Source organism: Nocardioides litoris, from assembly GCF_006346315.1.
GTDB classification, from domain to species: Bacteria; Actinomycetota; Actinomycetes; order Propionibacteriales; family Nocardioidaceae; genus Nocardioides; species Nocardioides litoris.
Genome location: NZ_VDMR01000005.1, coordinates 1 through 21,981 on the forward strand (window position 1 = coordinate 1; position 21,981 = coordinate 21,981).

A 21,981-nucleotide genomic window follows, 5' to 3' on the forward strand; every position below is an offset into this window, starting at 1 on the left:
TCGAGACGGGACTTCGTCCCTCCTCGACCTCCGTGTGGGTCGGCCGAGGAGCTGATCGGGCCACTCGGTGGTCGAGGAAGGCGCGCTGGCGCCTGTCTCGAGACCGCCTCGTCGGCTGCGGTTGTGTGGTTTCGAGACGGGACTTCGTCCCTCCTCGACCACCGTGTGGGTCGGCCGAGGAGCTGATCGGGCCACTCGGTGGTCGAGGAAGGCGCGCTGGCGCCTGTCTCGAGACCACGAGACGGGACGCCGTCCCCCTCGACTCACGGGTGGGTGTGCCTGAGCTCAGGCGAGCTCGCGGAGGCGGCGCTTGAGCTTGCGGCGCTTGCGGTCGGCGCGGTCGAGGCGGCGGGTGAGGTCGTCGTTGCGGCGGCGGAGGACGGCGAGCTCGTGCCGGGCGTCGGCGAGCTCCCGACCGGTCTCGGCCAGGAGGTCGGCGGCGGGGTCGCCGACGGTCAGCAGGTCCGGGTCGCCCACCACGTCGTACGGCGCCGCGTCGAGCGCCGTCCGCCAGGCCGCGGCGCGCTCGGGGTCGAGCGGCCGGTCGGGTGGGCACGGGCCGTCCACGCGGAGCGAGGCGGTGCCGAAGCCGGCGACCAGGCCCAGGGCCCGCCAGGTGGTGGCGGGGTCGCCGAGGAGCACGTGCACCCGCTCGGCCGCGCCGACCGCACCGGCCCAGCGGGGGAGGACGTCGCCGAGCTCGGGGCCGCCACCGGGTCCGGGGGCGCGCGCGGTGACGACGGCGTGCACGTCGAAGCCGTCGAGCGCACCGACCACGGTGCGGGCCCCGTCGGTCCCGACGCCGGCCAGCAGCGACTCGGTCAGCACGATCGTGTCGCGCCCCCGGCGCACATCGGAGATCAGTGCCGACCAGGAGCCCTCGACCTCGTCGGGGTCGACGCCCCAGGCGGCGGGGCAGCCCAGCACCTCCACGACGCCGCGGAACGTCTCGGCCGGGTCGGCCGCCCGGCGTACGCGCAGGTCGAGCAGGGCGTGGGCGTGGCGGTCGAGGGCGTCGGCGACCACGTCGCCGGAACCGTCGTCGAGTCCGACGTGGAGGTATGCGCGCCGCTGGGCCACCTCCCCACCCTGCGCGCCGCGGGTGAGGGCGAGGTGAGCGGCGGGTGAACCGGCGGTGAGGACCCGATCAGCCGCGCGTGAACGACGCCATCGTCCGCTCGGGCTCCCAGAAGGCGCGCATGGAGAGCACCCGGCCGTCGTCGGCGACGACGTACACCATGACCAGGTCGGTCACGGTCCAGGAGCCGTCCTCGAAGGAGGTGCGGATGCTGCCCACGTTGGCGCACGTGCCGCTGCCCGGGTTGGCCAGTGACTCGGTGATGGTGAACGCGAAGCGGTCCACCGGCGCGATGGCCTGCTCCCAGAACGCCGCCAGGCCCGCGTGCCCGCGGTGGCCCCGGCCCTCGGGGTCGAACATCGACGGGCCGACGGGGTCCTCGAGCACCGCGTCCTGGTGGTAGACGGTCAGCCACTCGGCCAGGTCGCCCTTGGCCACCGCCGAGTAGGAGCGCTGGCTGGCGCGGCGGGCCGGGTGGTCGTCGTCGGTGGCCAGCCAGGTGATGGCCTCGGAGGTGATCATGGCGGGAGCGTACGGCGGAACTAGAACCTGTTCTAGTGGTCGCGGCGAACTCGGGTGTGACGCGGAGGCCGCGGGCGGCGTCTGGAGGAGTGACGCCGACGCACCACCCACCACCCAGGAGAACGAGATGCCCGGCCACGACGAGGAGTACGAGGAGTTCGCGCGGGCGCGGACCCCGGTGCTGCTGCGCTCGGCCTGGCTGCTGTGCGGGGACGCCCACCTCGCCGAGGACTTGGTCCAGGAGACCCTGGCCAAGGTCTACGTGCGGTGGCACGCCGCCTTCCGCAGCCCGATCGAGAACCCGGTCGCCTACGCCCAGACGACGTTGACGCGGACGTTCCTGAGCAGCCGGCGCCGGCGCAGCAGCACCGAGCGCCCGACCGGGACGCTGCCCGAGCGGCCCGTCGACGACGGCACCGACCGGGCCGCCACCCGCCTCGCGCTGCTCGCGGCGCTCGACGGGCTGGCCCCGAAGGACCGCACGGTCCTCGTGCTGCGCTACCTCGAGGACCTCAGCGTCGAGGAGACCGCCGACCGCATGGGCTGCTCGCCCGGCGCGGTCCGCAGCCGCAGCCTCCGGGCACTCGACCGCATCCGTCCGCTGCTCGGCAGCTCGTTCTCCGCCGACACCGAGAGGCACCCCTCATGAACGACCACCACCCGGCGTCCCGCCTGCTCCGCGACGCCACGGACGGGCTGGAGCACGACCTCGCGGTCGACGTCGACCGGATCGTGCGGGGCGGCACCGCCCGTGGCCGCACCCTCCGCCGGCGCCGCCGCGTCGGGACCGCGCTCGCCGCGGCCGCCGTCGTCGGCGTCATCGGCGTCGCGGCGGGCGTGGGTCCCACGCTGCTCGGGGGCGAGGCGCGCACGGCCCCCGAGTACGCCGACCAGCCGGTCACCGAGCCGGTCACCACGCCCACGCCCACCGCGGAGCCGACCGAGGCGCCGGTGACGCCGCCCGCCGGCCAGGTCGACGCGCTCGTCACCGTCTCGGCGTACGACGTGCCGGGGATCGTCGGCCGCGAGCTCGGCGGCACCGTGTCGGACCCGCTCACCCAGGCGCCGTACGGGGTCTCGGACGAGCGGCAGGACAAGATGGTCCACTTCCGCTACGACGGCACGCTCACCACCGTCGGCATCGAGCGCGCCGACGGCCTGGCGTCCTGCGAGGCCCTCGTCGACCCCGCCGACCAGCCCGACGGGCAGCCCGCCGGCCGGTGCGAGACCCGCGACGGGGTGCTGCTGCTCCTCCACGACGAGACCGCCGACGGCGTCACCTCGCGGTCGGTGTGGGCGTGGCGGCACGGGTACGTCGTCAGCCTCGTCTCCTACGACTCCCCCGACGGCCGGGCCGAGCCCGTCGCCCCGGCGCCCCCGATCAGCGAGGCCGACGCCGTCCGGCTGGTGACGAGCGAGGTCTGGTTCGGCGGCTGACTGGGCGGTGGGCTAGCGCTGGCGGAGGTCCTCGGGGACCCCGGCGACCGCGTCCTGGAGCCAGGTGACGAGGGGCCGCAGCGTGCGCCAGTCGTCGCGCACCAGCGTCATGACGGCCGGGGTGTGGATGACCTTCTCGAACCCGTAGCCGCGGCCGACCACCAGCGAGCGGTGCCGCAGCAGCTCGATGCGCGGGTGGTCGGCGGCGTACCCGCGGGGCGTGGTCTTCAGCCGGTCGCCGCCGACCTCGAAGCCGGCCTTCTCGAGCCTGGTGAGGACCCGCCGCAGGGCCGGACCGCGCTTGTCGTCGGTCATCGCCTCGCGGATCGCGCCCAGCCGCGCGCCGGAGGCCTCGTAGAACCCACCCCCGACTCGGACGCCGCGCGGCGAGAGCTCGACGTACCAGCCCAGCGACGGTCCGGCGCCGACGAACGCGCCCTGGTGCGTCTTGTACGGCGTCTTGTCCTTCGCGAACCGGACGTCGCGGTAGGGCCGGAACACCTTGGCCGGCCCGAACTCCGGCTCCAGCGCGGTCGTCAGCGCGACGAACGGCTGGCGCACCGACTCCTCGTAGACGTGCTTGTGCGCCTCCCAGAACGACTTGGTGTTGTCGACCTCGAGGTCGTCGTAGAAGTCGAGCGCGGCGACGGGGAAGCCGGTGAACTGCACGGCTCGAGCCTAGGCGGGCCGCGGCCCGTGGCCCACGGTGGAGGAGCCGGGCACCCCGGGCGCCCGCCTCGGGACCACGTGTCGGCTGCGGTCGCGTGGTCTCGAGACGGTTGCTGCGCAACCTCCTCGACCAGCGTGTGGCCGCGGCACGGGCGCCCGGGCCACAGCGCGGCCGGGCCACGCGGCGCCGGGAGCGGAGCGCGGAGGCAGGGTGCCGGTCGGCCCCGCCGTACCAGGTCGGCGGCAGCGAGCCGGAGCGGCGCGGGGCCGCGGCACGGTCGCAGGGCGGAGCGACCCGTTCGACTCGACCGCCCTGAGGCGCCCGGGCCACAGCGCGGCCGGGCCACGCGGCGCCGGGAGCGGAGCGCGGAGGCAGGGTGCCGGTCGGCCGCGCCGTACCAGGTCGGCGGCAGCGAGCCGGAGCGGCGCGGGGCCGCGGCACGGCCGCAGGGCGGAGCGACCCGTTCGACTCGACCGCCCTGAGGCGCCCGGGCCACAGCGCGGCCGGGCCACGCGGCGCCGGGAGCGGAGCGCGGAGGCAGGGTGCCGGTCGGCCGCGCCGTACCAGGTCGGCGGCAGCGAGCCGGAGCGGCGCGGGGCCGCGGCACGGCCGCAGGGCGGAGCGACCCGTTCGACTCGACCGCCCTGAGGCGCCCGGGCCACAGCGCGGCCGGGCCACGCGGCGCCGGGAGCGGAGCGCGGAGGCAGGGTGCCGGTCGGCCGCGCCGTACCAGGTCGGCGGCAGCGAGCCGGAGGGGCGCGGGGCCGCGGCACGGCCGCAGGGCGGAGCGACCAGTCCAACAGAGCGGATGACGAGACTCGAACTCGCGACATCGACCTTGGGAAGGTCGCGCTCTACCAACTGAGCTACATCCGCAGTGCGCCCGATGCTATCCCAGCCTGGTGTACGTCGCGTGCCGCGGGTCGAGCCCGTCGCCGGAGGAGCGTCCGGTGAGCCGGCGGTGCACCCACGGTGCGGCGGAGGTGCGGACCCAGTCGGCGTTGGCGCGCAGCGCGTGCACCCGCCCCGTCGCGACGACCGTGCCGGGCAGCGGCTGGAGGTCGTGCTCGACGCCGAGCAGGTCGAGCACGGTGGCAGCCATGTGCTGGTGGCCGGCCGGGCCCATGTGCATGCGGTCGGGGTCCCACAGGCCCCAGTCGCGGTACTCGCGCATCCGCCAGTAGTCGACGATCGTCGCGCCGTGCCGGTCGGCGGCCTCGCGGACCAGCTCGTTGTAGATCGCGAACCGCCCGCGCAGCAGCCCGAACGTCGCCGACCCACCCGGGTCGAACGCGGTCCACACCAGCACCCGGGCGCCGGTGGCGGCGAGCCGACCCAGCGCGTCGTCGTACGCCGCGACGAGGGCGTCGACGTCGACCTGCGGCCGCAGGATGTCGTTGGCGCCCGCGTACACGGTGACGAGGTCGGGCTCGAGGTCGAGGGCGGGCTCGAGCTGCTCGGCCAGGATCGGGCCGAGCTTGCGGCCGCGGATGGCCAGGTTGGCGTAGCCGAAGTCGGGCTCCTGGCGGCCGAGGACCTCGGCGACGCGGTCGGCCCAGCCCCGGACGCCGTTGGGCCGAGACGGGTCGGGGTCGCCGACGCCCTCGGTGAAGGAGTCGCCGAGGGCGACGTAGCGGCGGTAGGGGTGGGTCACATGGCCATGGTCCTGCCTGGCGAGGACGGGCCGGTGAGCGGGCCTGCCGCCGGTAGGGTGCGGGCGTGCTGCTGTCAGACCGCGACATCCTGGCCGAAGTCGACGCCGGACGGGTCGCGCTCGAGCCCTGGGACCCCGGGATGATGCAGCCGTCGTCGGTCGACGTGCGCCTCGACCGGTTCTTCCGGGTCTTCGAGAACCACCGCTACCCCCACATCGACCCCGCCGCCGACCAGTCCGACCTCACGCGCATGGTCGAGCCCGAGGGCGACGAGCCGTTCATCCTGCACCCAGGCGAGTTCGTGCTGGGGTCGACGTACGAGGTCGTGAGCCTGCCCGACGACATCGCCGCGCGCGTGGAGGGCAAGTCGTCGCTGGGGCGGCTCGGGCTGCTCACCCACGCCACGGCCGGGTTCGTCGACCCCGGGTTCTCCGGGCACGTGACCCTCGAGCTGGCCAACGTGGCCACGCTGCCGATCAAGCTCTACCCGGGCATGAAGATCGGGCAGTTCTGCTTCTTCCGGCTGAGCTCGGCCTCGGAGCACCCGTACGGCTCGGCCAAGTACGGCTCGCGCTACCAGGGCCAGCGCGGGCCGACGCCGTCGCGGAGCTACCAGAACTTCCACCGCACCGCGATCTGACGCGCACTGCGGGGCCAGGTAAGGTGAGCCTAACCTGATCCCCAGCACGTGAGGCCGCGCCCCATGACGAGCACGACGTCCGACCTGCCCCTCCTGCTCGAGGAGGTGGAGTGCGTCTCGGTCGAGCGGCTCTCGCCCAGCTTCGTGCGCGTCGAGCTCACCGCCCCCGGGCTGGCCGACCTCGGTGTCGACGGCCCGTGGTGGGACCAGCGCATCAAGCTGGTCTTCCCGCACGAGGGCGGCCCGCTGCCGAGCTTCGACGGCGCCGACGAGTCCTGGCTGTCGACCTGGCTCGACCGGCCGGTCGAGGAGCGCGGCCACATGCGCACCTACACCGTGCGTCGGGTGCTCGGGCACGGCGCCTCGACCCGCGTCGTCGTCGACGTGGTCGTGCACGGCGGCGAGTGCGGCCCGGCCGGCACGTGGGGCCGCTCCGCGCAGCTCGGCGACCGGCTGGTGATGATGGCGCCGCGCCGCGGCGTGCCGTACGGCGGCATCGAGTTCGTCCCCGGCGACGCGCGCCACCTGCTGCTCGTCGGCGACGAGACGGCGGTGCCGGCGGTCTCGGCGATCCTGGAGCAGCTGTGCTCGCTGCAGCCGGGGGTGCGCGGCCACGCCTTCCTCGAGGTCCCGACGAGCGAGGACCGCCTCGAGCTCGACGTGCCGTCGGGCGTCGGCCTGACCTGGCTGCCGCGCGACGGCGCCGAGCGCGGCGTCGAGCTCCACCGCGCGGTGCTCGACCACCTCGGCGCGGGCGCCCGGTACGTCGAGGTCAGCGACGACGACGTCGACCCCGACCTGTGGGAGACCCCGGCCTACAGCTCCTCCGGCGAGGACGTCGACGCGCCGCAGCGCCACGTCGGCAGCGACCTCGAGGGCATGTACGCCTGGATCGCGGGGGAGTCGAAGGTCGTCACCGGCCTGCGCCGGGCCCTGGTCAAGGACCTGGGCGTGGACCGGCACCAGGTCGCGTTCATGGGCTACTGGAGGCTGGGCGTCGCGATGAAGTCCTGACGCCGACGGCGCAGGGCGCCGACCCGGCGGGCGGCGCGGCGCGACCCCGCCGTCGTGGCGAGCAGGTGGTCCACGCGGCGGACCAGCTCGGTCGGCACGATCGGCTTCGGCAGGTAGCCGTCGGCGCCGGCGTCGAGCGCGGCCTCGATCGCGGCGGGCGTGGTGTCGCTGGAGATGACCAGCACCGGCACGTCGTGGGTGTGGTGGGTCTCGCGGAGCAGCGCGGTGACCTCGTGCCCGTCGAGGGTCGGCATCGACACGTCGAGCACGACGAGGTCGACCGCGGCGACGTGCACGAGCGCGCGGACGCCGTCGGGCGCCACGAGCACGTCGTGCCCTGCCGAGGTGAGCACCCGGCGCACGAGCTGGGCGATGTCGGTGTCGTCGTCGGCGACGAGCACGGTGGCCATGGAAGCGTCTTTCGGTCCTGGGCCTGGTGCGGTGCCGAGCCACCCCAGGGTCGTCGACGACGGTAGACAACCGATCTCAAGACAAGCCCAAGATCGGCTGGACGTCTGGGTCAGCCGTCGATGCGCTCGGCGACCCGGCGTACGCGGTCGGCGAGGAGGTGGCGGCGCTGCCGGCGCCGCGTGGTGGTGAGCTCGGCGCGGTGACGGGCGAGCGGGTCGTCGGTCGGGACCGGGCGGCGGGTGCTGGCGAGGGCCTCGTTCTCGTAGTTCATGGTCGGGCTCCTGGGTGTCGGTGGTGGGAGGAGTGGTCAGCGCTGCTCGAGGACGACGTCGCCGCTGACGGTCACGGCGCGGATCTCGACGTGCTGCTGGTCGGGGCCGGGCTTCCCTGCACCGACGAGGTCGGAACGGATGCTCCCGGTGAGGGAGGAGACGTCGGTCCAGACCGGAACGCCACCGGCGACGCCGACGCGGACGTCGCTCGAGGCGCCCTTGACCCGGACCGTGCCCGCGGTGACCAGGTCGACGCGGGCGTCGCCGCTGCCGGTGGTCAGGCCGACGTCGGCCGAGGTGCGGCCGACGACGAGGTCGCCGGAACCGGTCTTGACGACCAGGGCGCCGGTCGACTCCCGCACGGCGACGCCACCGGACCCGGTGGAGGCCGCGACGGCGGCCGAGACGGTGTCGAGGGTGACGTCACCCGAGCCGCTCTTGATGCGCAGGTCGCCGCCGACGGCGCCGACCCGGACGTCGCCCGAGCCCGTCTCGACGACCGCGGTGTCGGTGAGGGCCTCGAAGGAGACGTCGCCGGACCCGCTGCGCACCTGCGCGTGGCTGGTGCTGCCGGTGACCCGGAGGTCGGCGCTGCCCAGCTTGGCGCCGACGGCGCTGCCGGAGGGGAGCGTGATGACGACGTCGAGCGCGCGGTCGCCGGAGAACAGCCCCGAGCGGCGCTCGGGGGCGACCACGCTGAGGAGGCGGCCGTCGAGCTCGACGCGGACGTGCTCGGCCTCGGGCCCCTCGAGGTGGACGGTGGTCTCGGTGGTGTCGGTCGCGCGGACCTCCACCGTGCCGCGGCCGTTCTCGACGTACAGCTCGACGGGCTCGTGGGTCTCGAAGTGGTGCTCGGTCTGGTCGGTCACGGGGTGCTCCTCGGGTGCGGGTGGGTGTGCTCGTCCGCGGGACCGGCGGTGCCGGACCCGGGTGGGGCGGGAGGGGTGGGTTGCGGGTCAGACCCAGCCGGTCATGCGGCGCCGGCCGCGGCCGGTGCCGGGGAAGGAGGGGAACGGCGGCAGGCTGGGCGTCGGCGGGGTCGGGCCGCCGGTGAACGGGGTGCTGGAGAGGTCGACGTCGACGTGGACGACGCCCGACTGGGTCGCGGCGCGGACGGCACCGACGAGCCAGGTGTTGAGGGACTGGCCGGCCGCCGCGGCGGCGTCCTCGGCCCGGGCCTTGACCGACTCGGGGAGCCGCAGCGTGATGCGGGCGGTGCCGTCGTCCTCGGGTGGCGCCGGGGGCGCGGGCGGGGCCGGTGGTGCCGGGGCCTCGGCCGGAGCGACCGGCACGGGCTGGTCGACGACGAAGGCGAGGTCGCGTCCGTCGAGGCGCACGTCGACCCCCCCGGCCGGCATCTCGGCCGTGATCTCCGCGCAGGCCTGGCTGACCGCCTCCATCAGGGCGAGCCGGGCGGCGGGGTCGAGGGCGAACCCGAGCCGCTCCGCGGCCGACCGGAGCTCCTCGCCCGCGCCCTCGGCCGCGGCCAGCAGGTCGCGCCGTAGGTGGTCGACGTACGGGGTGATGTCCATGGGCACCACTGTGACACCACAGTGGTGTCACGTCAAGGCTAATCTGACACCACGGCGGTGCCGTCGTGGTGCGCGAGGGGCGCGACGCCGCGCCGCCAGCCGTACGACGGGCGCCGGTCGCCCTAGCCGTGGGGGTGGTGGCAGGCCGGAGGGGCGCTCCTACATTGCGAAGGTTGTCTCTCGGAAGGAGCACCCATGGCCGTCCCCGCACCCCTGGCCTCGGACACCCTCATCAACGCGAGCGTCGTCGACTACCTCATCGTCGCGCTGTACTTCGGGTTCGTCCTCGGCATCGGGCTCCTGGCCCGCCGCCAGGTGAGCGACTCGGTCGACTTCTTCCTCTCGGGCCGGTCCCTGCCCGCCTGGGTCACGGGTCTGGCCTTCGTCTCGGCCAACCTCGGCGCGGTCGAGATCATGGGCATGTCGGCCAACGGGGCCGAGTTCGGCCTGCCGGCGGTGCACTACTTCTGGATCGGCGCCATCCCCGCGATGCTCTTCCTCGGCGTCGTGATGATGCCGTTCTACTACGGCTCGAAGGTGCGCTCGGTGCCGGAGTTCATGCTCCGCCGCTTCGGGCCGCCGGCCCACCTGGTCAACGCGATCTCCTTCGCCGTCGCCCAGCTGCTCATCGCCGGCATCAACCTCTACCTGCTCGCCACCATCATCGAGGCGCTCCTCGGCTGGTCGCTGTGGGTCTCGCTCATCGTGGCGGCGGTCGTCGTGCTGGCCTACATCACCCTCGGCGGGCTGAGTGCGGCGATCTACAACGAGGTGCTGCAGTTCTTCGTCATCGTGGCCGCCCTGCTGCCCCTGACCCTGATCGGCCTGCACGAGGTCGGTGGCTGGGACGGGCTCAAGCAGCGGATCACCGAGGCCTCGCCGACCGCGGCCGACGCCACGGCCCAGCTCAACAGCTGGCCCGGCACCAACCTGACCGGCTTCAGCTCCGACGTCCTCTCGGTCATCGGGATCGTGTTCGGTCTCGGGTTCGTGCTGTCCTTCGGCTACTGGACGACCAACTTCGTCGAGGTCCAGCGCGCCATGGCCTCCGACTCGATCTCCTCGGCCCGCAAGACGCCGATCATCGGCGCGTTCCCCAAGATCCTGGTCCCGTTCATCACGATCCTGCCCGGCATGATCGCCGCCGTCGCGGTGACCGAGATCGCCGACGTCAAGGCGGGCGGGTCGGTCACCGACCCGACGGGCGCGCCGGTGGAGTTCAACGACTCGCTGCTCTACCTGATGCGCGACGTGCTGCCCAACGGCCTGCTCGGCATCGCCATCGCCGGTCTGATGGCCGCCTTCATGGCCGGCATGGCGGCCAACATCTCGGCGTTCAACACCGTCTTCAGCTACGACCTCTGGCAGTCCTACGCCGTCAAGGACCGCGACGACCGCTACTACCTCACGGTCGGCCGGCTGGCCACGGTCGGGGCGACGGTCATCGCAATCTTCACCGCCACGCTGGCCTCGAACTTCTCCAACATCATGGACTACCTCCAGACGCTGTTCGGGTTCTTCAACGCGCCGCTCTTCGCGACGTTCATCCTCGGCATGTTCTGGAAGCGGATGACCGCGACCGCCGGTTGGGTCGGCCTCGTGGCCGGCACGTTGTCGGCCGTGGCGGTGGCCTTCTTGTCCGAGGACGCGTTCGGCTCGGCCAGCCTCGGCGTCATCCCGCTCTCGGGGCAGGGGGCGTCCTTCGTCGCGGCCGGTGCTGCCTTCGCCATCGACATCGTCCTCAGCGTGGTCATCTCGCTGGCGGGCACCCCCAAGCCGTCCTCGGAGCTCAAGGGCCTGGTGTGGTCCGAGACGCCGCGGGAGGACCTCGTGGACCCGCGCGAGGCGGAGTACCCCTGGTACCGCCGCACCCTGCCCCTGGCCGGCATCGCGCTGGCCGCGGTCGTCGTCCTGAACTTCGTCTTCTGACCCCGAACGGAGCACCTCATGGCTGACAGCAACGAGAAGAAGCACACCGCCGGCGCGCTCGACATCCGCAACGTCATCGGCGCCCTCCTCACGGCGTACGGCGTCATCCTGCTCGTCACGCGCCTCGTCGACGGCGACGAGGGCGGCGAGAAGACCGCCGGCGTCAACGCCAACCTGTGGGCGGGCCTCGGCCTGCTCGTCGTCGGGCTGGTGTTCATCGCCTGGTCGCGGCTGCGGCCCGTCGTCGTCCCCGAGCACACCGCCGGCCCCGACGACCTCCCCGCCCCCAAGCACTGACGGGACCCGCTCGCACCACACTGCCTGTAGAACGCGCTGACCCGTCGTGGGTCCACGACGGGTCAGCGGTGAGGGGCGGCGGTCAGAGGTCGAAGAGCGACCCGCCACCGATCTCGACGTCGGTGCGCGGCTGGTGCGCGTCACCCGTGCCGTTGCTGGAGCCGGCGCTCGAGCCGTTGCTGCTCGCCGACGGGGCGGCGGGCGCGGCGGGCGAGTCCTCGGCCTGCTCGGTCTCCTCGACCAGGGCCTCGGCCTCGGTCTCCTCCTCCGGCTCGTCGGCGGCGACGGCCGTGGCCGCGGCACTGACCGCCGGACCGCCCGACAACGTGCCCGGCTGACCCTCCTCCGCCGCAGGGGCGGGCTCGGGCTCCGGCTCGGGCTCCGGCTCGCTGGCCGGCGCGGGCTCCGCGGCCGGCTCCGGCTCGGGCTCCGGGGTCGGCTCCGACGAGGTGGCCGGGGCCGCCGGGGCGGCGGGCTCCGGGGCGGCGATGTCGAACAGCGAGCCCGAGGACAGGTCGACCTCCGGCTGGGCCGGCTGGGCCGGCTCGGCCGGCGCCGCGGGCGGGGTGCTCGCCACCGGGGTGGGCTCGGGCTCCGGGGTCGGCTCCGGCTCGGCCTGGGCGGCCGGCGCCGGGGCCGGCTCGTCGGCGGCGATGTCGAACAGCGACCCGCCCGACCCGAGGTCGGCGGTCGGCTCGGCCTTCGCCGGCGCGGGCTCCGGGGGCGTCTCCGCAGCCTTCGCGTCGGCCGCGGGGGCCGGGGTGGGCTCGTCGGCGGCGATGTCGAAGAGCGAACCGCCGCCGGACGCCGCGGGCTTGGCCTCGGTCGTGGCCTCGGTCGTGGCCTCGGGCTCGGCCTCGGTCGTGGCCTGGGCCTTGGCCGGGGCCGGCTCGTCGCCGCCCAGGTCGAAGAGCGACCCGCCGGAGGATGCCGGCGTGGCCGGCGCCTCGTCGGCGGCGCCGTCCCCGTCGCCGCCCAGGTCGAACAGCGACCCGCCGGACGACGCGGGCTTGGCCGCCGTGGCCTCCTCGGCCGGGGCCTTGGCGGGCGTGGCGGTCTCGGGCTCGACGGGGGTGTCGAAGAGCGAGGAGCCGCCGCCGGCCGCCTTGCCCTCGTTGCCGCCGGCGCCGCCGCCGCCCTTGGCCGAGGCGGGCTCCTCGGTGGCCGGCTGGGTCGGGGCCGGGGCGGCCTTGTCGCTCACCCCGTGCTTGGCGCCCGCCGGGACCGCGGCCTTGGCCTCGGCGCCGGCGCCCGGGAGCAGCTTGGTCGCGGGCGCACCCTTGACCGAGGCGAGCAGCATCTGCGCGACGTCGAGGACCTCGACCTCCTCGCGGGCCTCGCCCTTGTCCTGCAGGCCGGTCAGGCCGTCGGAGAGCATGACCCGGCAGAACGGGCAGCCGACCGCGATCTGGTCGGCGCCGGTGCCGACGGCCTCCTCGGAGCGGTTGACGTTGATGCGAGAACCGATGTTCTCCTCCATCCACATCCGCGCCCCGCCGGCGCCGCAGCAGAAGGACCGCTCGCTGTTGCGCTCCATCTCGACGTACGTCGCGCCCGGCAGGATCTGCAGCAGCTCGCGCGGCGGCGTGTAGACGCCGTTGTGGCGGCCGATGTAGCACGGGTCGTGGTAGGTGATGGAGCGCTTGTGGGCGCCCGCGCCGTCCTGGACCGGGGTCAGCTTGCCCTCGCGCACCAGGCGGTTGAGCAGCTGGGTGTGGTGGACGACCTCGAGCTCGATGCCGAAGTCCTTGTACTCGTTCTTCAGCGTGTTGAAGCAGTGGGCGCAGGTCGAGACGACCTTCTTGGCCTTCGCCTCGGTGAGCACCTCGACGTTCTGCTGGGCCAGGCCCTGGAAGACGAACTCGTTGCCGGCGCGGCGGGCGCTGTCACCGGTGCAGGTCTCGCCGTTGCCGAGGACGCCGAACGAGACGCCGGCCATGTCGAGCAGCTCGGCCACCGCGCGGGTGGTCTTCTTGGCGCGGTCCTCGTAGGCGCCGGCGCAGCCGACCCAGAACAGCCAGTCGACCTCGTCGAGCGACTCGATGGTCTCGCCCACGACCTTGACCTCGAAGTCGAGGTCCTTGGCCCAGTCCATGCGCGCCGTGGGCGACATGTTCCACGGGTTGCCCTTGTTCTCCATGCCCTTGAAGAGCCCGTTGAGCTCGGCGGGGAAGTTGGACTCCACCAGCACCTGGTAGCGGCGCATGTCGACGATGTGGTCGACGTGCTCGATGTCGACCGGGCACTGGTTGACGCAGGCGCCGCAGGTCACGCACGACCACAGCACGTCGGGGTCGATGACGCCGGAGCCGTCCTCGGGCATGTAGAACCAGTCGTCGCCGGTGTCGCCGACGAGCGGGCGCTCCATCTCCTTGACCAGCGTCTCGTTGCCCTCGAGCAGGGCCTCGCGCTTGCCCTCGCCCGCGATGATCGCCGGGCCCTTGGCGTACGCCGCGTCGCGCAGCGCCATGATGAGGAGCTTGGGGGACAGCGGCTTCTCGGTGTTCCAGGCCGGGCACTGGCTCTGGCAGCGACCGCACTCCGTGCAGGTCGCCATGTCGAGCAGGCCCTTCCAGGAGAAGTCCTCCACCGCGCCGACGCCGAGCTTGGAGTCCTCGTCGAGGTCGTCGACGTCGTCGAGGGTGATGGTCTTGCCGTCGGAGATGAGGTTCTTCACCGCGCCCAGGGCGACCGGGCGGCGACCGAACATCACGTTGATCGGGGCGATGAACACGTGCAGGTGCTTGGAGTTCACGACCTCGACGAGGAAGACGAACATGACGCCGATGTGGAGCAGCAGGCCGACGCCCTCGAGGACCTCGAGCCCGCCCTCGGGGATGCCGTCCATCAGGTTGCCCAGGCCGATCGAGGCGAAGGCGCCGGAGTCGTAGGGCAGATTGCCGAGCGCCGAGGCGGCGCCGCGGAACAAGAACATCGTCCAGACGACGGAGAAGATGAGGAACAGCACCAGGTAGGCGCCGAACAGCTTGGACTTGAAGAACCGCGAGTCGCGGCCGAGCTTGGCCGGGGAGTTCTTCATCCGGATCTGCCAGAACGCCGCGATGCCGACGAGCGCCAGCAGCGCGATCGCGTCCTGGGCGAACCCGAGCACGGCCCACTGGCCCACGAGCGGGATGTGCCAGGCGGCGTTGCCGGAGATGAGGATGCCGAAGGCCTCGAGGTAGACCGTGCCGAGGATGATGAAGGCGTAGAAGACCGAGGCGTGCGCGGCGCCGGGCACCGACCACTTCAGCAGCTTCTTCTGGCCGACGACCTCGACCAGCTGGGTCTTGACCGCGAGGCCGACCCGCCCGGTGACCCCCTTGATGCGGTCGGGGGCGGGCTGCCCGGAGGTGATCAGCCGGGTCAGGAAGACGATCCGCTTGCCGGCGATGGCGATGCCGGCGATCGCCACCACGAGGGCGACGAGGCGCACCCAGAGGGCGAGGTCATGATGCACGATGGCACTCCCAAGTTGCTCGTGTCCGCGCTCGCGGAGCAGCCAGCAGCCTAGGCGTCCGACACGCGCGGGTCGCCGGGTTCCGGCGTGAGAAGGATCCTACTGGTAGGTAACCTCAGGTGCGCACCGCACGGACCCGTCCCTTCGGGGTGAAGTCGATGGTCACCATGACCTTCGGGCGTCCCGGCGCCTTCGCGCACACGCCGTACGACGAGCCGAGCCGTCGGAAGGGCTGGCCGACCCGCCGCATGACCTGCTCGGTGGTGAGGCCGGGGCGCACCAGGCGGCGGACGGCGCCGACCGGCTTGCGCAGCCCCGGGTTGCGGCAGGAGTCCGGCCGGATGCCGGTGGCGCGCTCCCACATCTGCAGGTAGGCCTCGGGGCCGCGGCTCATGTCGTCGAAGATCGCCGTGCCGTCGCCGGGCCGGGTGGCGCCCGCGACCTTTCTCAGGTCCTGGATCCAGTCGGGGTACAGGCCGTACTGCGCGACGCCGTCGCGGTTGATGTCGTAGACCCGCTTGCCGGCCCGCTGCCGCTGGACGGTCACGCCGCCGATGCCCTTGAAGGGGTAGGTGACCTTGTTGCGCACCGACGCGCCGCGCGGGTTGCCCTGCGCCCCGAGGCCGTTGATGTCGGCGCCGTAGCCGATGCCCCAGTAGTAGCGCGGGTCGGCCCAGCCGACGTGGCGGCGCCACTTGTCGACGAAGCCGGTCGAGTCGCCGGCGTACGGCGTGATGAACCCGCCCGCCCGGTAGATGCGCGGGTAGGCGTCGGGGGTGGACCAGGAGTGGCTGGACAGGACGCCGGGGTAGCGCAGCTGCTCGATGACGCCCATCGCGGCCTGGCGGGCCTTGACGCTGAGGTGGTCGGGGTCGAAGAGCATGTCGCGCCTGGCCAGCTCGCGGATGGTGTGGGCGCCGAGCGAGGTCAGGCCGCGGGCGTTGCAGTGGTCGGCCGGCGGGTAGAGCGGCACCGCGGGCAGGACGGAGCCGAAGAGCTGGCCGATGGCGCCGAAGATCGCGTCCTGGGCCGGCAGGCCGCCCGGGGCGGCGAACTGGGTGCGGTCACTGTTCTCGGTCGCGGCGGGTTTGCAGGTGCGCATGTCCCAGAAGGAGCCGGTCTCCAGGAAGTTGGCGCCGTTGACGACCAGTCCGGTCGAGCCCTCGTCGCCGGCGACGCCACCCAGGGCGTTGTCGAACTTGTTGACCAGCTCCATCTGGCGCACCCCCATCCGGTGCATCTCGCCGATCTGGCGGGTGATGTCGGCCGCGGTGCACGCCGGGCGGTCGGAGCCGAGGACGGCCTTGAAGGTGCAGCCGAACGGCACGCTGGTCTCGATGCCCATGACCACCGCGAGCTTGCCGGCGTTGATGACCCGCCGGGCCTCGAAGGGCGTCTTGACGATCCGGTAGAAGCCCTTGCCGGGGCCGCCGAACTGGGCGTCGACGTAGTCCTGGAACTGGTACATCCGCTTGGCCTGGAGGCGGATGGAGTCCATGTCGTCGCAGCTGTTCTTCTTGGCCGGGTAGACCTCGCACAGCTTGTTGTTCTCGACGAGCAGGTTGACGAAGACCCGCAGCCCGCCGCGCCAGGCCCGCTCCATCCAGCGGTGGTAGGTGCCCTCGTGCGTGAGCGAGTCGGGCGCCGGCCAGTCCTTGAAGGTCGGCCAGCCGACCGGGTCGTGGCTCGGCTTGCCGGACAGGAAGGTCTCCAGGACCGCGCCGTTGCCCCCGGTCACCTGGTGGTCGGGGCAGTCGACGAGGGCGTAGGTGACGCCGTACTGGTCCCACGGCTTGCCGCAGTGCGCGCGGCCGCCGAGGAACTCGTAGGCCATGCCGTGGGTGTGGGCGTCGACGAACCCGCGCACCTCCTGGAAGGGGGTGACGCCGGCGTGCGGCCACCCGGAGATGTCGACCTGGGCCTCGGGGTGCGCAGGGCACGGGCCGACCGTGCGCAGCCGGAACAGCGTCGGGGCTGCCCCGAGGGACGCCGTGGCGCCGCGGGCCTGCAGCGAGCGGTTGCCGCGCAGGGTCAGCTTGAACCCCGCCGGCCGCTTGGTGACCGTCCAGTCCGCCTCGCGGCTGGGGCGGTCGTCGACGGCGAGGCCGCCGCTGCCGGCCAGGAAGCGCCGGTCGGTCGTGTAGAGGAGGTAGGCCCCGAGCCGGGTGGGCTCGAAGCGGAAGCGGGCCGCCCTGCCCCGCGCGACGGCCGCCGCCCGGAGCCCGCTGCCCGACCGGACCAGGTAGCGCCCCGGGGCAGGGCTGAGCGTGTAGCACCCGCCGGCCATCGCGTAGCGGTCCTGCGGCTCGGGGCGGCGGCGCTGCAGGACGGGCACCCGGGTCAGTCGCGGGTCGGGCAGCGCGCGCTCGGAGGCGACGTACGACGCCGCGGCGCGGGCCTCGACGGCGGTGGTCGGGTCGACGGTCTCGACACCCTGCTCGCCGCCGCGCGCCAGCTGGTTCTTGAAGCGCGGGTCGTGGGTGTGCGCGGGCGTGCCCGGCGGGTCGGTGTGCGGGACCCCGGCGGCGGCCTTGACCTGCTCGTTGACCTCGCGGAGCGAGGCCGTCGGGCGGCCGGCGGAGGAGGGCAGCGCGAGCGCGGTGACCACGAGCGCGACCGCGAGGAGGGCGGGGGCGGCGACGCGGCGGTGAGGGCGGTTCATGGGTCCACCTCGACGGGAGCGGTGTGACGGACGCGACACGGACGCGTCACTCTAGGCCGGGCACCCCGTCGCGCGCCCCGAAACGCAGCGACGGCCGCCCGCCCGGGTGGGCGGACGGCCGTCGCGGCGGTCGTGCGGGGCCGGCTGTGCGGGGCCGGCTGTGCTGGGCCGGCTGTGCTGGCCGGCCGTCAGCCGGTCAGCGGCGCTTCTTCGGCGAGACGCCGGGCCGGACGCCGATCTGGGCGACGCCGAGGTCGACGACCGCGCCGGTCCCGTTGAGGACCTTGACCCGCAGGCCGATGACCTTCAGGCCGTTCTGGGTCTTCTCCACGACCTCGTCGTCGAGCTCGACCAGGCCGGGGATCGTGATCTTCCCGAGGGCCGGGAAGCTGAACTTCCGGCCGTCGATCGTCACGTCGAGCACGGTGCTGCCCTCGCTGCTGCGGGTCAGCTTGCCGTCCTTGCGCTGGGCGGTGGCGACGGCCTTGATGCCCTCGATCCGCACGCGACCGTCGAGGAGCGAGGCCTGGGCGACCGAGCCGGTCACCGTGCCCCGGGCGACCCGGGGCCGGTTGGTGCCCTGGGCGGTGGCGGCGACGCCGCGCAGGCCACCGAGCGACCCGAGGTTGACGCCCGCGACCCGCTCGACCCTGAGGTCGCTGCCGCGGCAGGGCAGCGGGTTGAGCGGCTGGCGACCGACGCGGGTGTTGTCGGCGAGGGCGCGGGCCTCGACGCCGGCGGAGTAGCCGTTGAAGACACCCTGCTCGATGCCGCCCGCGATCCGCGCGTTGGTCTGCGCGACGCGGGCCTTGGTGCCGGTCGGCAGGACCGTGATCTCGAGGGCGTTGCCGAAGACGTCGGCCGAGCGGGGGCCCGTGCGACGCTCGGCGGTGCCGAGGGCGATGCGCAGGAGGCCGGGGATGGTCAGGGCCCGCTTGGGCGAGGGGATCGGGTAGCTGGCGACCACGCGGGTCCCGGCCTTCAGGACGATCCGGGCGACCTCGCTGTCGAAGGTGGTGCCGTAGCGGCCGTTGTCGTTGAAGGCCTCGCTGACCGACTTCAGGCCGGTGATCTCGAGGGCCCCGACGCTCGGGTTGCCGATCGTCAGCTTGGCGATCTGGTGCATGGAGTAGGCCGAGACGCGGTTGCCCTTCTTGGCCGTCCAGACCCGGGTGCGGATGCCCTCGGCCTTGCCGAGACCGGGGATGACCTGGTCGGCGACGAAGTTGACGCGCTCCCGGCCGGTCTGGTTGGTGCAGCTGATGCGGTCGTAGGCGGTGGCGCTGGAGCCGGCCGGGAGCGAGCCCCCGTCGACGCGGGTGCCGTAGGCGACGGTGCGGAGGGCGAACTTGGTGCGGACCTTGGGGCCCGCGACCTTGGCCGCGACGCCGGACACGGCGGACACGGCGTCCGGTGCCGGGGCCGCGAGGGCGGTGGACGTCGCCGGCAGCTGGGTCGCCACGAGGGCGGCGGCTGCGACGGCGACGGGGATGAGGCGACGCATGGGGGTCTCCTGGAGGAGTTTGGGGGGAGGAGTGCACACCCGAGTGAGCGGACTGCAGGGCTCGCCACGTACCCGAGGGTCGTGACCGTGATGCGCGGACCGACGGTGGTCTAGGCAGGCCACGTCGGACCTCCGTGACCAGGAATGGGGGTGCATGGACGGCGGAGGCTTGCGCAGGCTAACCGCCCCCGCGGGCGCCGCGTGGGTGAACGGGCAGGACTGGACGCCGTGCCCGAGAGATTTCACCTTCGCGCCCGACCCGCCCCCGCCGGGCGGGGTGGCGGCAGGCGGCATGATGGGGGTCCCCCATCGAGGAGGTCGACCATGGCCCTGCACCCCCGACCCACCTGGCGTCGCGGCGCGACCCTCGCCCTGGCCGCCGCCACCGGGCTGGCCCTGCTCGCCGGCTGCGGCGACGAGGACGGGTCCGGAGCCGAGCCGGCGTCCGCCGGGTCCTCGGCCGCGCCGTCGGTCGCCCCCACGCTGGAGCCCGACGCCGCGCCGCTGACGACCTTCCGGGTCGCGGCCGCACGCGCGTGCACCGAGGCCGTCGACCAGGCGATGGCCGCCGGTCCGCTGCCCGACACCGGCGTCGTGTTCGTCGGCGTCGTCCGCGGCCGGGAGCCCGCGCCCGAGGCCGAGCGCACCGGCTGGGCCGACACCCTGGACGCCCACGCCGAGGTGCTCCGCGGCATCGCAGCGGGACTCGCCGGCGTCGACGCCCCGGCCGAGGCCACCGACTGGGACGCGTTCGTGGCGTCGTACGACGACGCGGCGGTGAGCTTCGGGGCACGCGCCGCCGTGCTGCGCGACGGCAGCGAGTGGAGCGCGGTCAAGACCGTCTTCGAGGAGTCGGCCGGCACCAGCCCCCTGGCGGGCGTGCTGCCCTCGCTCGGCCTGGACCGCACCGACTGTGCGATCGCCGGCAACCCGCAGCCGGAGCAGCCGGCCGCCGACGCGGTCGCGTTCGTCTCCGCGGCCAGCCAGGCCTGCACCGACGTGGTCACCCGGCGCTGGACCGAGCGGTGGGCGGAGGACGTCGCGACCGTCGGGCAGGTGGTGAGCGCCGCGAGCGGCGGCCCGGTCGAGCCCACCGACCCGCTGCGCGACGCCCTCGCCCGCGGTGCGGAGGAGTGGCGTGAGACGAGCGACGCCCTCGCCGGCGTCGACGCGGCGGGTGCTCCCGACCCCGCTGCCTGGCAGGAGGTGCTCGACCTCGCCGCGGAGCGGGCCGACGGGTGGCAGGCCCGGCTCGACGCTGCCGAGGACGGTGACCCGGCCGCGCTGGCTTCGGCGCTCACCGCGCCCTGGGAGCGCCCGACGCTCGACCTCGCGCCGGTGGGCCTGGCCCAGCGCAGCTGCGCCGGGGTGGACGTCTGAGCGGGTCCCGCTGGCTAGGTTGGGCGCGACATCGACCCCCCGCAACCACCGGAGGAACCCGTGAAGCTCTCGACCCGCAACCAGCTCGCCGGCACCGTCACCTCGATCACGACCGGCGAGGCCATGGCGGTGGTCAAGGTCCAGCTGGAGGGCGGCGAGTCCGTGACGTCGTCGATCACCCGCGAGGCGGCCGAGGACCTCGGCCTGGCCGAGGGCAGCGAGGTCGTGGTGCTCATCAAGTCGACCGAGGTCGGCCTCGGCGTCGAGTGACGCCGCGGCGCCGGGCGCCGCGGCGCCGGCGGCCCTAGGCTGCCGGGGTGGCCGACTACCTGCGCATCGGTGAGGTCGCCTCGGCCCTCGGCGTCAGCGTCGACACGCTGCGGCGCTGGGAGGCCGACGGGCGGGTCGAGTTCGAGCGCCAGCGCGGGCAGCGGGTGCTGCGGTCCGACCGTCTGCCCGACCTGCTCGCCCGGCACCCGGCGCCCCGGTCGGCCAGCAGCGCCCGCAACCGGATGGCCGGCATCGTCGTGTCGGTCAAGAGGGACGACGTGATGGCGCAGGTCGAGCTCGCCTGCGGCGACTACCGGATCGTCTCGCTCATGAGCCGCGAGGCCGCCGACGACCTCGGCCTGGAGCCCGGGTCGCCGGCCACGGCCGTGGTCAAGGCGACCACGGTGATCGTCGAGGCCTGACCTCGGCACACATCTAGGCAATACCTAGGTATGGTCGGGCCATGCGCCTGCTCCCGCTGCTGCCCGCCGTCCTGCTCGCCGCCTCCGGCCTCGCCGCGTGCGGGGGTGACGACGACGGGTCCGGCGCAGGGGCCGGCGGCACGGGCGGCACCACGCTCGTGGTCTTCGCCGCGGCCTCGCTGACCGACTCGTTCGGCCAGCTCGAGCAGGACTTCGAGGCCTCCCACGAGGGCGTCGACGTCCAGCTCCAGCTCGGTGGCTCCTCCGACCTCGTCACCCAGGTCCAGAACGGCGCCGACGCCGACGTCCTCGCCACGGCCGACGAGGCCAACATGGACAAGCTCTCGGCCGACGAGCTCGGCGCGGAGCCGCAGGTGTTCGCCACCAACACCCTCGAGATCGCCACCCAGCCGGGCAACCCCGACGGCATCGCCGGCCTGGCCGACGTGGCCGAGGGGTCCGACGTCGACCTGGTCACCTGCGCGCCCGAGGTGCCGTGCGGTGCCGCCGCGCAGGGCGTGGCCGAGGCGGCGGGCGTGGCCCTCGACCCCGTCAGCGAGGAGCAGTCGGTGACCGACGTCCTGGGCAAGGTCACCTCGGGCCAGGCCGACGCCGGCCTCGTCTACCGCACCGACGTCATCGCCGCTGGGGACGAGGTGACCGGCGTCGAGGTGCCCGAGGCCGCCGACGTCGTCAACCGCTACCCGATCGCGCCGCTCGCCTCGAGCGACCAGGCCGAGCTGGCGGCCGAATTCGTGGCGCTCGTCCTCAGCGACGAGGGGCAGCAGGTGCTGGCCGACGCGGGCTTCGGCGCCCCGTGACCCGG

General features: G+C 73.9%; 21 protein-coding genes and 1 tRNA gene. 10 read left to right on the forward strand and 12 right to left on the reverse strand.

Going from position 1 to position 21,981, the window contains the following annotated elements:
* Positions 1–285: 285 nt before the first annotated feature.
* Positions 286–1,080: a hypothetical protein gene (locus FJQ57_RS16055; protein WP_139982220.1), complete on the reverse strand. Its 795-nt coding sequence runs from the start codon at positions 1,078–1,080 to the stop codon at positions 286–288.
* A 67-nt stretch (positions 1,081–1,147) separates the two neighbouring features.
* Entirely contained in the window at positions 1,148–1,600 is a 453-nt protein-coding gene (locus tag FJQ57_RS16060) for a nuclear transport factor 2 family protein (RefSeq protein ID WP_139982224.1), read from the reverse strand.
* A gap of 127 nt (positions 1,601–1,727) precedes the next feature.
* Here FJQ57_RS16060 and FJQ57_RS16065 point away from each other — a divergent pair, with 127 nt between their 5' ends.
* Positions 1,728–2,249: a SigE family RNA polymerase sigma factor gene (locus tag FJQ57_RS16065; RefSeq protein WP_139982227.1), complete on the forward strand. Its 522-nt coding sequence runs from the start codon at positions 1,728–1,730 to the stop codon at positions 2,247–2,249.
* Entirely contained in the window at positions 2,246–3,037 is a 792-nt protein-coding gene (locus FJQ57_RS16070) for a hypothetical protein (RefSeq protein ID WP_139982230.1), read from the forward strand. The genes FJQ57_RS16065 and FJQ57_RS16070 overlap by 4 nt, the downstream gene beginning before the upstream one ends.
* A gap of 12 nt (positions 3,038–3,049) precedes the next feature.
* Here FJQ57_RS16070 and FJQ57_RS16075 read toward each other — a convergent pair whose 3' ends face one another.
* The 3 genes from FJQ57_RS16075 to FJQ57_RS16085 all read right to left on the reverse strand — a co-directional run bounded on the left by FJQ57_RS16075 (position 3,050) and on the right by FJQ57_RS16085 (position 5,361).
* Positions 3,050–3,706, reverse strand: a complete 657-nt coding sequence (locus tag FJQ57_RS16075; RefSeq protein ID WP_139982233.1) for a DUF2461 domain-containing protein — start codon at positions 3,704–3,706, stop codon at positions 3,050–3,052.
* A gap of 804 nt (positions 3,707–4,510) precedes the next feature.
* A tRNA-Gly gene (locus tag FJQ57_RS16080) sits at positions 4,511–4,583 on the reverse strand.
* A gap of 13 nt (positions 4,584–4,596) precedes the next feature.
* Complete coding sequence (locus tag FJQ57_RS16085; protein WP_139982236.1) at positions 4,597–5,361, reverse strand: SGNH/GDSL hydrolase family protein; 765 nt, start codon at positions 5,359–5,361, stop codon at positions 4,597–4,599.
* Positions 5,362–5,426: 65 nt separating this feature from the next.
* On the opposite strand from FJQ57_RS16085, the gene dcd reads away from it, so the two are divergent.
* Both dcd and FJQ57_RS16095 read left to right on the forward strand, forming a co-directional pair.
* Positions 5,427–6,002, forward strand: coding sequence for a dCTP deaminase (gene dcd, locus FJQ57_RS16090; protein WP_139982239.1), 576 nt, complete (start codon positions 5,427–5,429; stop codon positions 6,000–6,002).
* Between the two features lie 63 nt (positions 6,003–6,065).
* Positions 6,066–7,016, forward strand: coding sequence for a siderophore-interacting protein (locus tag FJQ57_RS16095; RefSeq protein WP_139982242.1), 951 nt, complete (start codon positions 6,066–6,068; stop codon positions 7,014–7,016).
* On the opposite strand, the gene FJQ57_RS16100 is transcribed toward FJQ57_RS16095, so the two are convergent.
* The 4 genes from FJQ57_RS16100 to FJQ57_RS16110 form a co-directional block, all read right to left on the reverse strand.
* Positions 6,983–7,426: a response regulator gene (locus tag FJQ57_RS16100; protein ID WP_139982245.1), complete on the reverse strand. Its 444-nt coding sequence runs from the start codon at positions 7,424–7,426 to the stop codon at positions 6,983–6,985. The two genes, FJQ57_RS16095 and FJQ57_RS16100, sit on opposite strands and share 34 nt — an antisense overlap.
* A 110-nt stretch (positions 7,427–7,536) precedes the next feature.
* On the reverse strand, positions 7,537–7,698 hold the full coding sequence (locus FJQ57_RS22625; RefSeq protein WP_170219472.1) for a hypothetical protein: 162 nt from the start codon (positions 7,696–7,698) through the stop codon (positions 7,537–7,539).
* A gap of 36 nt (positions 7,699–7,734) precedes the next feature.
* Positions 7,735–8,568: a DUF4097 family beta strand repeat-containing protein gene (locus tag FJQ57_RS16105; protein ID WP_139982247.1), complete on the reverse strand. Its 834-nt coding sequence runs from the start codon at positions 8,566–8,568 to the stop codon at positions 7,735–7,737.
* Positions 8,569–8,655: 87 nt separating this feature from the next.
* Positions 8,656–9,231, reverse strand: coding sequence for a toxin-antitoxin system HicB family antitoxin (locus tag FJQ57_RS16110; RefSeq protein WP_139982250.1), 576 nt, complete (start codon positions 9,229–9,231; stop codon positions 8,656–8,658).
* Positions 9,232–9,444: 213 nt separating this feature from the next.
* Here FJQ57_RS16110 and FJQ57_RS16115 point away from each other — a divergent pair, with 213 nt between their 5' ends.
* Positions 9,445–11,160 (forward strand): sodium:solute symporter family protein, encoded by a 1,716-nt coding sequence (locus tag FJQ57_RS16115; protein ID WP_211349012.1) that lies wholly within the window; start codon positions 9,445–9,447, stop codon positions 11,158–11,160.
* An 18-nt stretch (positions 11,161–11,178) separates the two neighbouring features.
* Positions 11,179–11,457, forward strand: coding sequence for a hypothetical protein (locus FJQ57_RS16120; protein WP_139982256.1), 279 nt, complete (start codon positions 11,179–11,181; stop codon positions 11,455–11,457).
* Positions 11,458–11,539: 82 nt separating this feature from the next.
* On the opposite strand, the gene FJQ57_RS16125 is transcribed toward FJQ57_RS16120, so the two are convergent.
* From FJQ57_RS16125 to FJQ57_RS16135, 3 genes are all read right to left on the reverse strand, one after another.
* A complete protein-coding gene (locus FJQ57_RS16125) occupies positions 11,540–14,917 on the reverse strand; it encodes a (Fe-S)-binding protein (RefSeq protein WP_246081853.1) in 3,378 nt (1,125 codons plus the stop codon).
* 115 nt (positions 14,918–15,032) lie between these two features.
* Positions 15,033–17,579 (reverse strand): amidohydrolase family protein, encoded by a 2,547-nt coding sequence (locus FJQ57_RS16130; RefSeq protein ID WP_139982259.1) that lies wholly within the window; start codon positions 17,577–17,579, stop codon positions 15,033–15,035.
* A gap of 196 nt (positions 17,580–17,775) precedes the next feature.
* Complete coding sequence (locus tag FJQ57_RS16135) at positions 17,776–19,083, reverse strand: choice-of-anchor P family protein (protein ID WP_139982262.1); 1,308 nt, start codon at positions 19,081–19,083, stop codon at positions 17,776–17,778.
* A gap of 324 nt (positions 19,084–19,407) precedes the next feature.
* Here FJQ57_RS16135 and FJQ57_RS16140 point away from each other — a divergent pair, with 324 nt between their 5' ends.
* The 4 genes from FJQ57_RS16140 to modA are packed head-to-tail and all read left to right on the forward strand — an operon-like array spanning position 19,408 to position 21,976.
* Entirely contained in the window at positions 19,408–20,463 is a 1,056-nt protein-coding gene (locus FJQ57_RS16140; protein ID WP_139982265.1) for a hypothetical protein, read from the forward strand.
* A gap of 60 nt (positions 20,464–20,523) precedes the next feature.
* A complete protein-coding gene (locus FJQ57_RS16145) occupies positions 20,524–20,733 on the forward strand; it encodes a TOBE domain-containing protein (protein ID WP_139982268.1) in 210 nt (69 codons plus the stop codon).
* A gap of 47 nt (positions 20,734–20,780) precedes the next feature.
* Positions 20,781–21,155, forward strand: a complete 375-nt coding sequence (locus tag FJQ57_RS16150; protein WP_139982271.1) for a TOBE domain-containing protein — start codon at positions 20,781–20,783, stop codon at positions 21,153–21,155.
* Positions 21,156–21,196: 41 nt separating this feature from the next.
* Entirely contained in the window at positions 21,197–21,976 is a 780-nt protein-coding gene (modA, locus tag FJQ57_RS16155; protein ID WP_139982274.1) for a molybdate ABC transporter substrate-binding protein, read from the forward strand.
* Positions 21,977–21,981: the final 5 nt, after the last annotated feature.

Excerpts from the sequence above, each read along its gene's own strand:
- FJQ57_RS16070 (WP_139982230.1), top strand. The coding sequence starts at position 2,246 with ATGAACGACCACCACCCGGCGTCCCGCCTGCTCCGCGACGCCACGGAC.
- modA (WP_139982274.1), top strand. The coding sequence starts at position 21,197 with ATGCGCCTGCTCCCGCTGCTGCCCGCCGTCCTGCTCGCCGCCTCCGGC.
- FJQ57_RS22625 (WP_170219472.1), bottom strand. The coding sequence starts at position 7,698 with ATGAACTACGAGAACGAGGCCCTCGCCAGCACCCGCCGCCCGGTCCCG.
- FJQ57_RS16060 (WP_139982224.1), bottom strand. The coding sequence starts at position 1,600 with ATGATCACCTCCGAGGCCATCACCTGGCTGGCCACCGACGACGACCAC.
- FJQ57_RS16065 (WP_139982227.1), top strand. The coding sequence starts at position 1,728 with ATGCCCGGCCACGACGAGGAGTACGAGGAGTTCGCGCGGGCGCGGACC.
- FJQ57_RS16100 (WP_139982245.1), bottom strand. The coding sequence starts at position 7,426 with ATGGCCACCGTGCTCGTCGCCGACGACGACACCGACATCGCCCAGCTC.
- FJQ57_RS16140 (WP_139982265.1), top strand. The coding sequence starts at position 19,408 with ATGGCCCTGCACCCCCGACCCACCTGGCGTCGCGGCGCGACCCTCGCC.
- FJQ57_RS16135 (WP_139982262.1), bottom strand. The coding sequence starts at position 19,083 with ATGCGTCGCCTCATCCCCGTCGCCGTCGCAGCCGCCGCCCTCGTGGCG.
- FJQ57_RS16130 (WP_139982259.1), bottom strand. The coding sequence starts at position 17,579 with ATGAACCGCCCTCACCGCCGCGTCGCCGCCCCCGCCCTCCTCGCGGTC.
- FJQ57_RS16095 (WP_139982242.1), top strand. The coding sequence starts at position 6,066 with ATGACGAGCACGACGTCCGACCTGCCCCTCCTGCTCGAGGAGGTGGAG.
- FJQ57_RS16120 (WP_139982256.1), top strand. The coding sequence starts at position 11,179 with ATGGCTGACAGCAACGAGAAGAAGCACACCGCCGGCGCGCTCGACATC.
- FJQ57_RS16110 (WP_139982250.1), bottom strand. The coding sequence starts at position 9,231 with ATGGACATCACCCCGTACGTCGACCACCTACGGCGCGACCTGCTGGCC.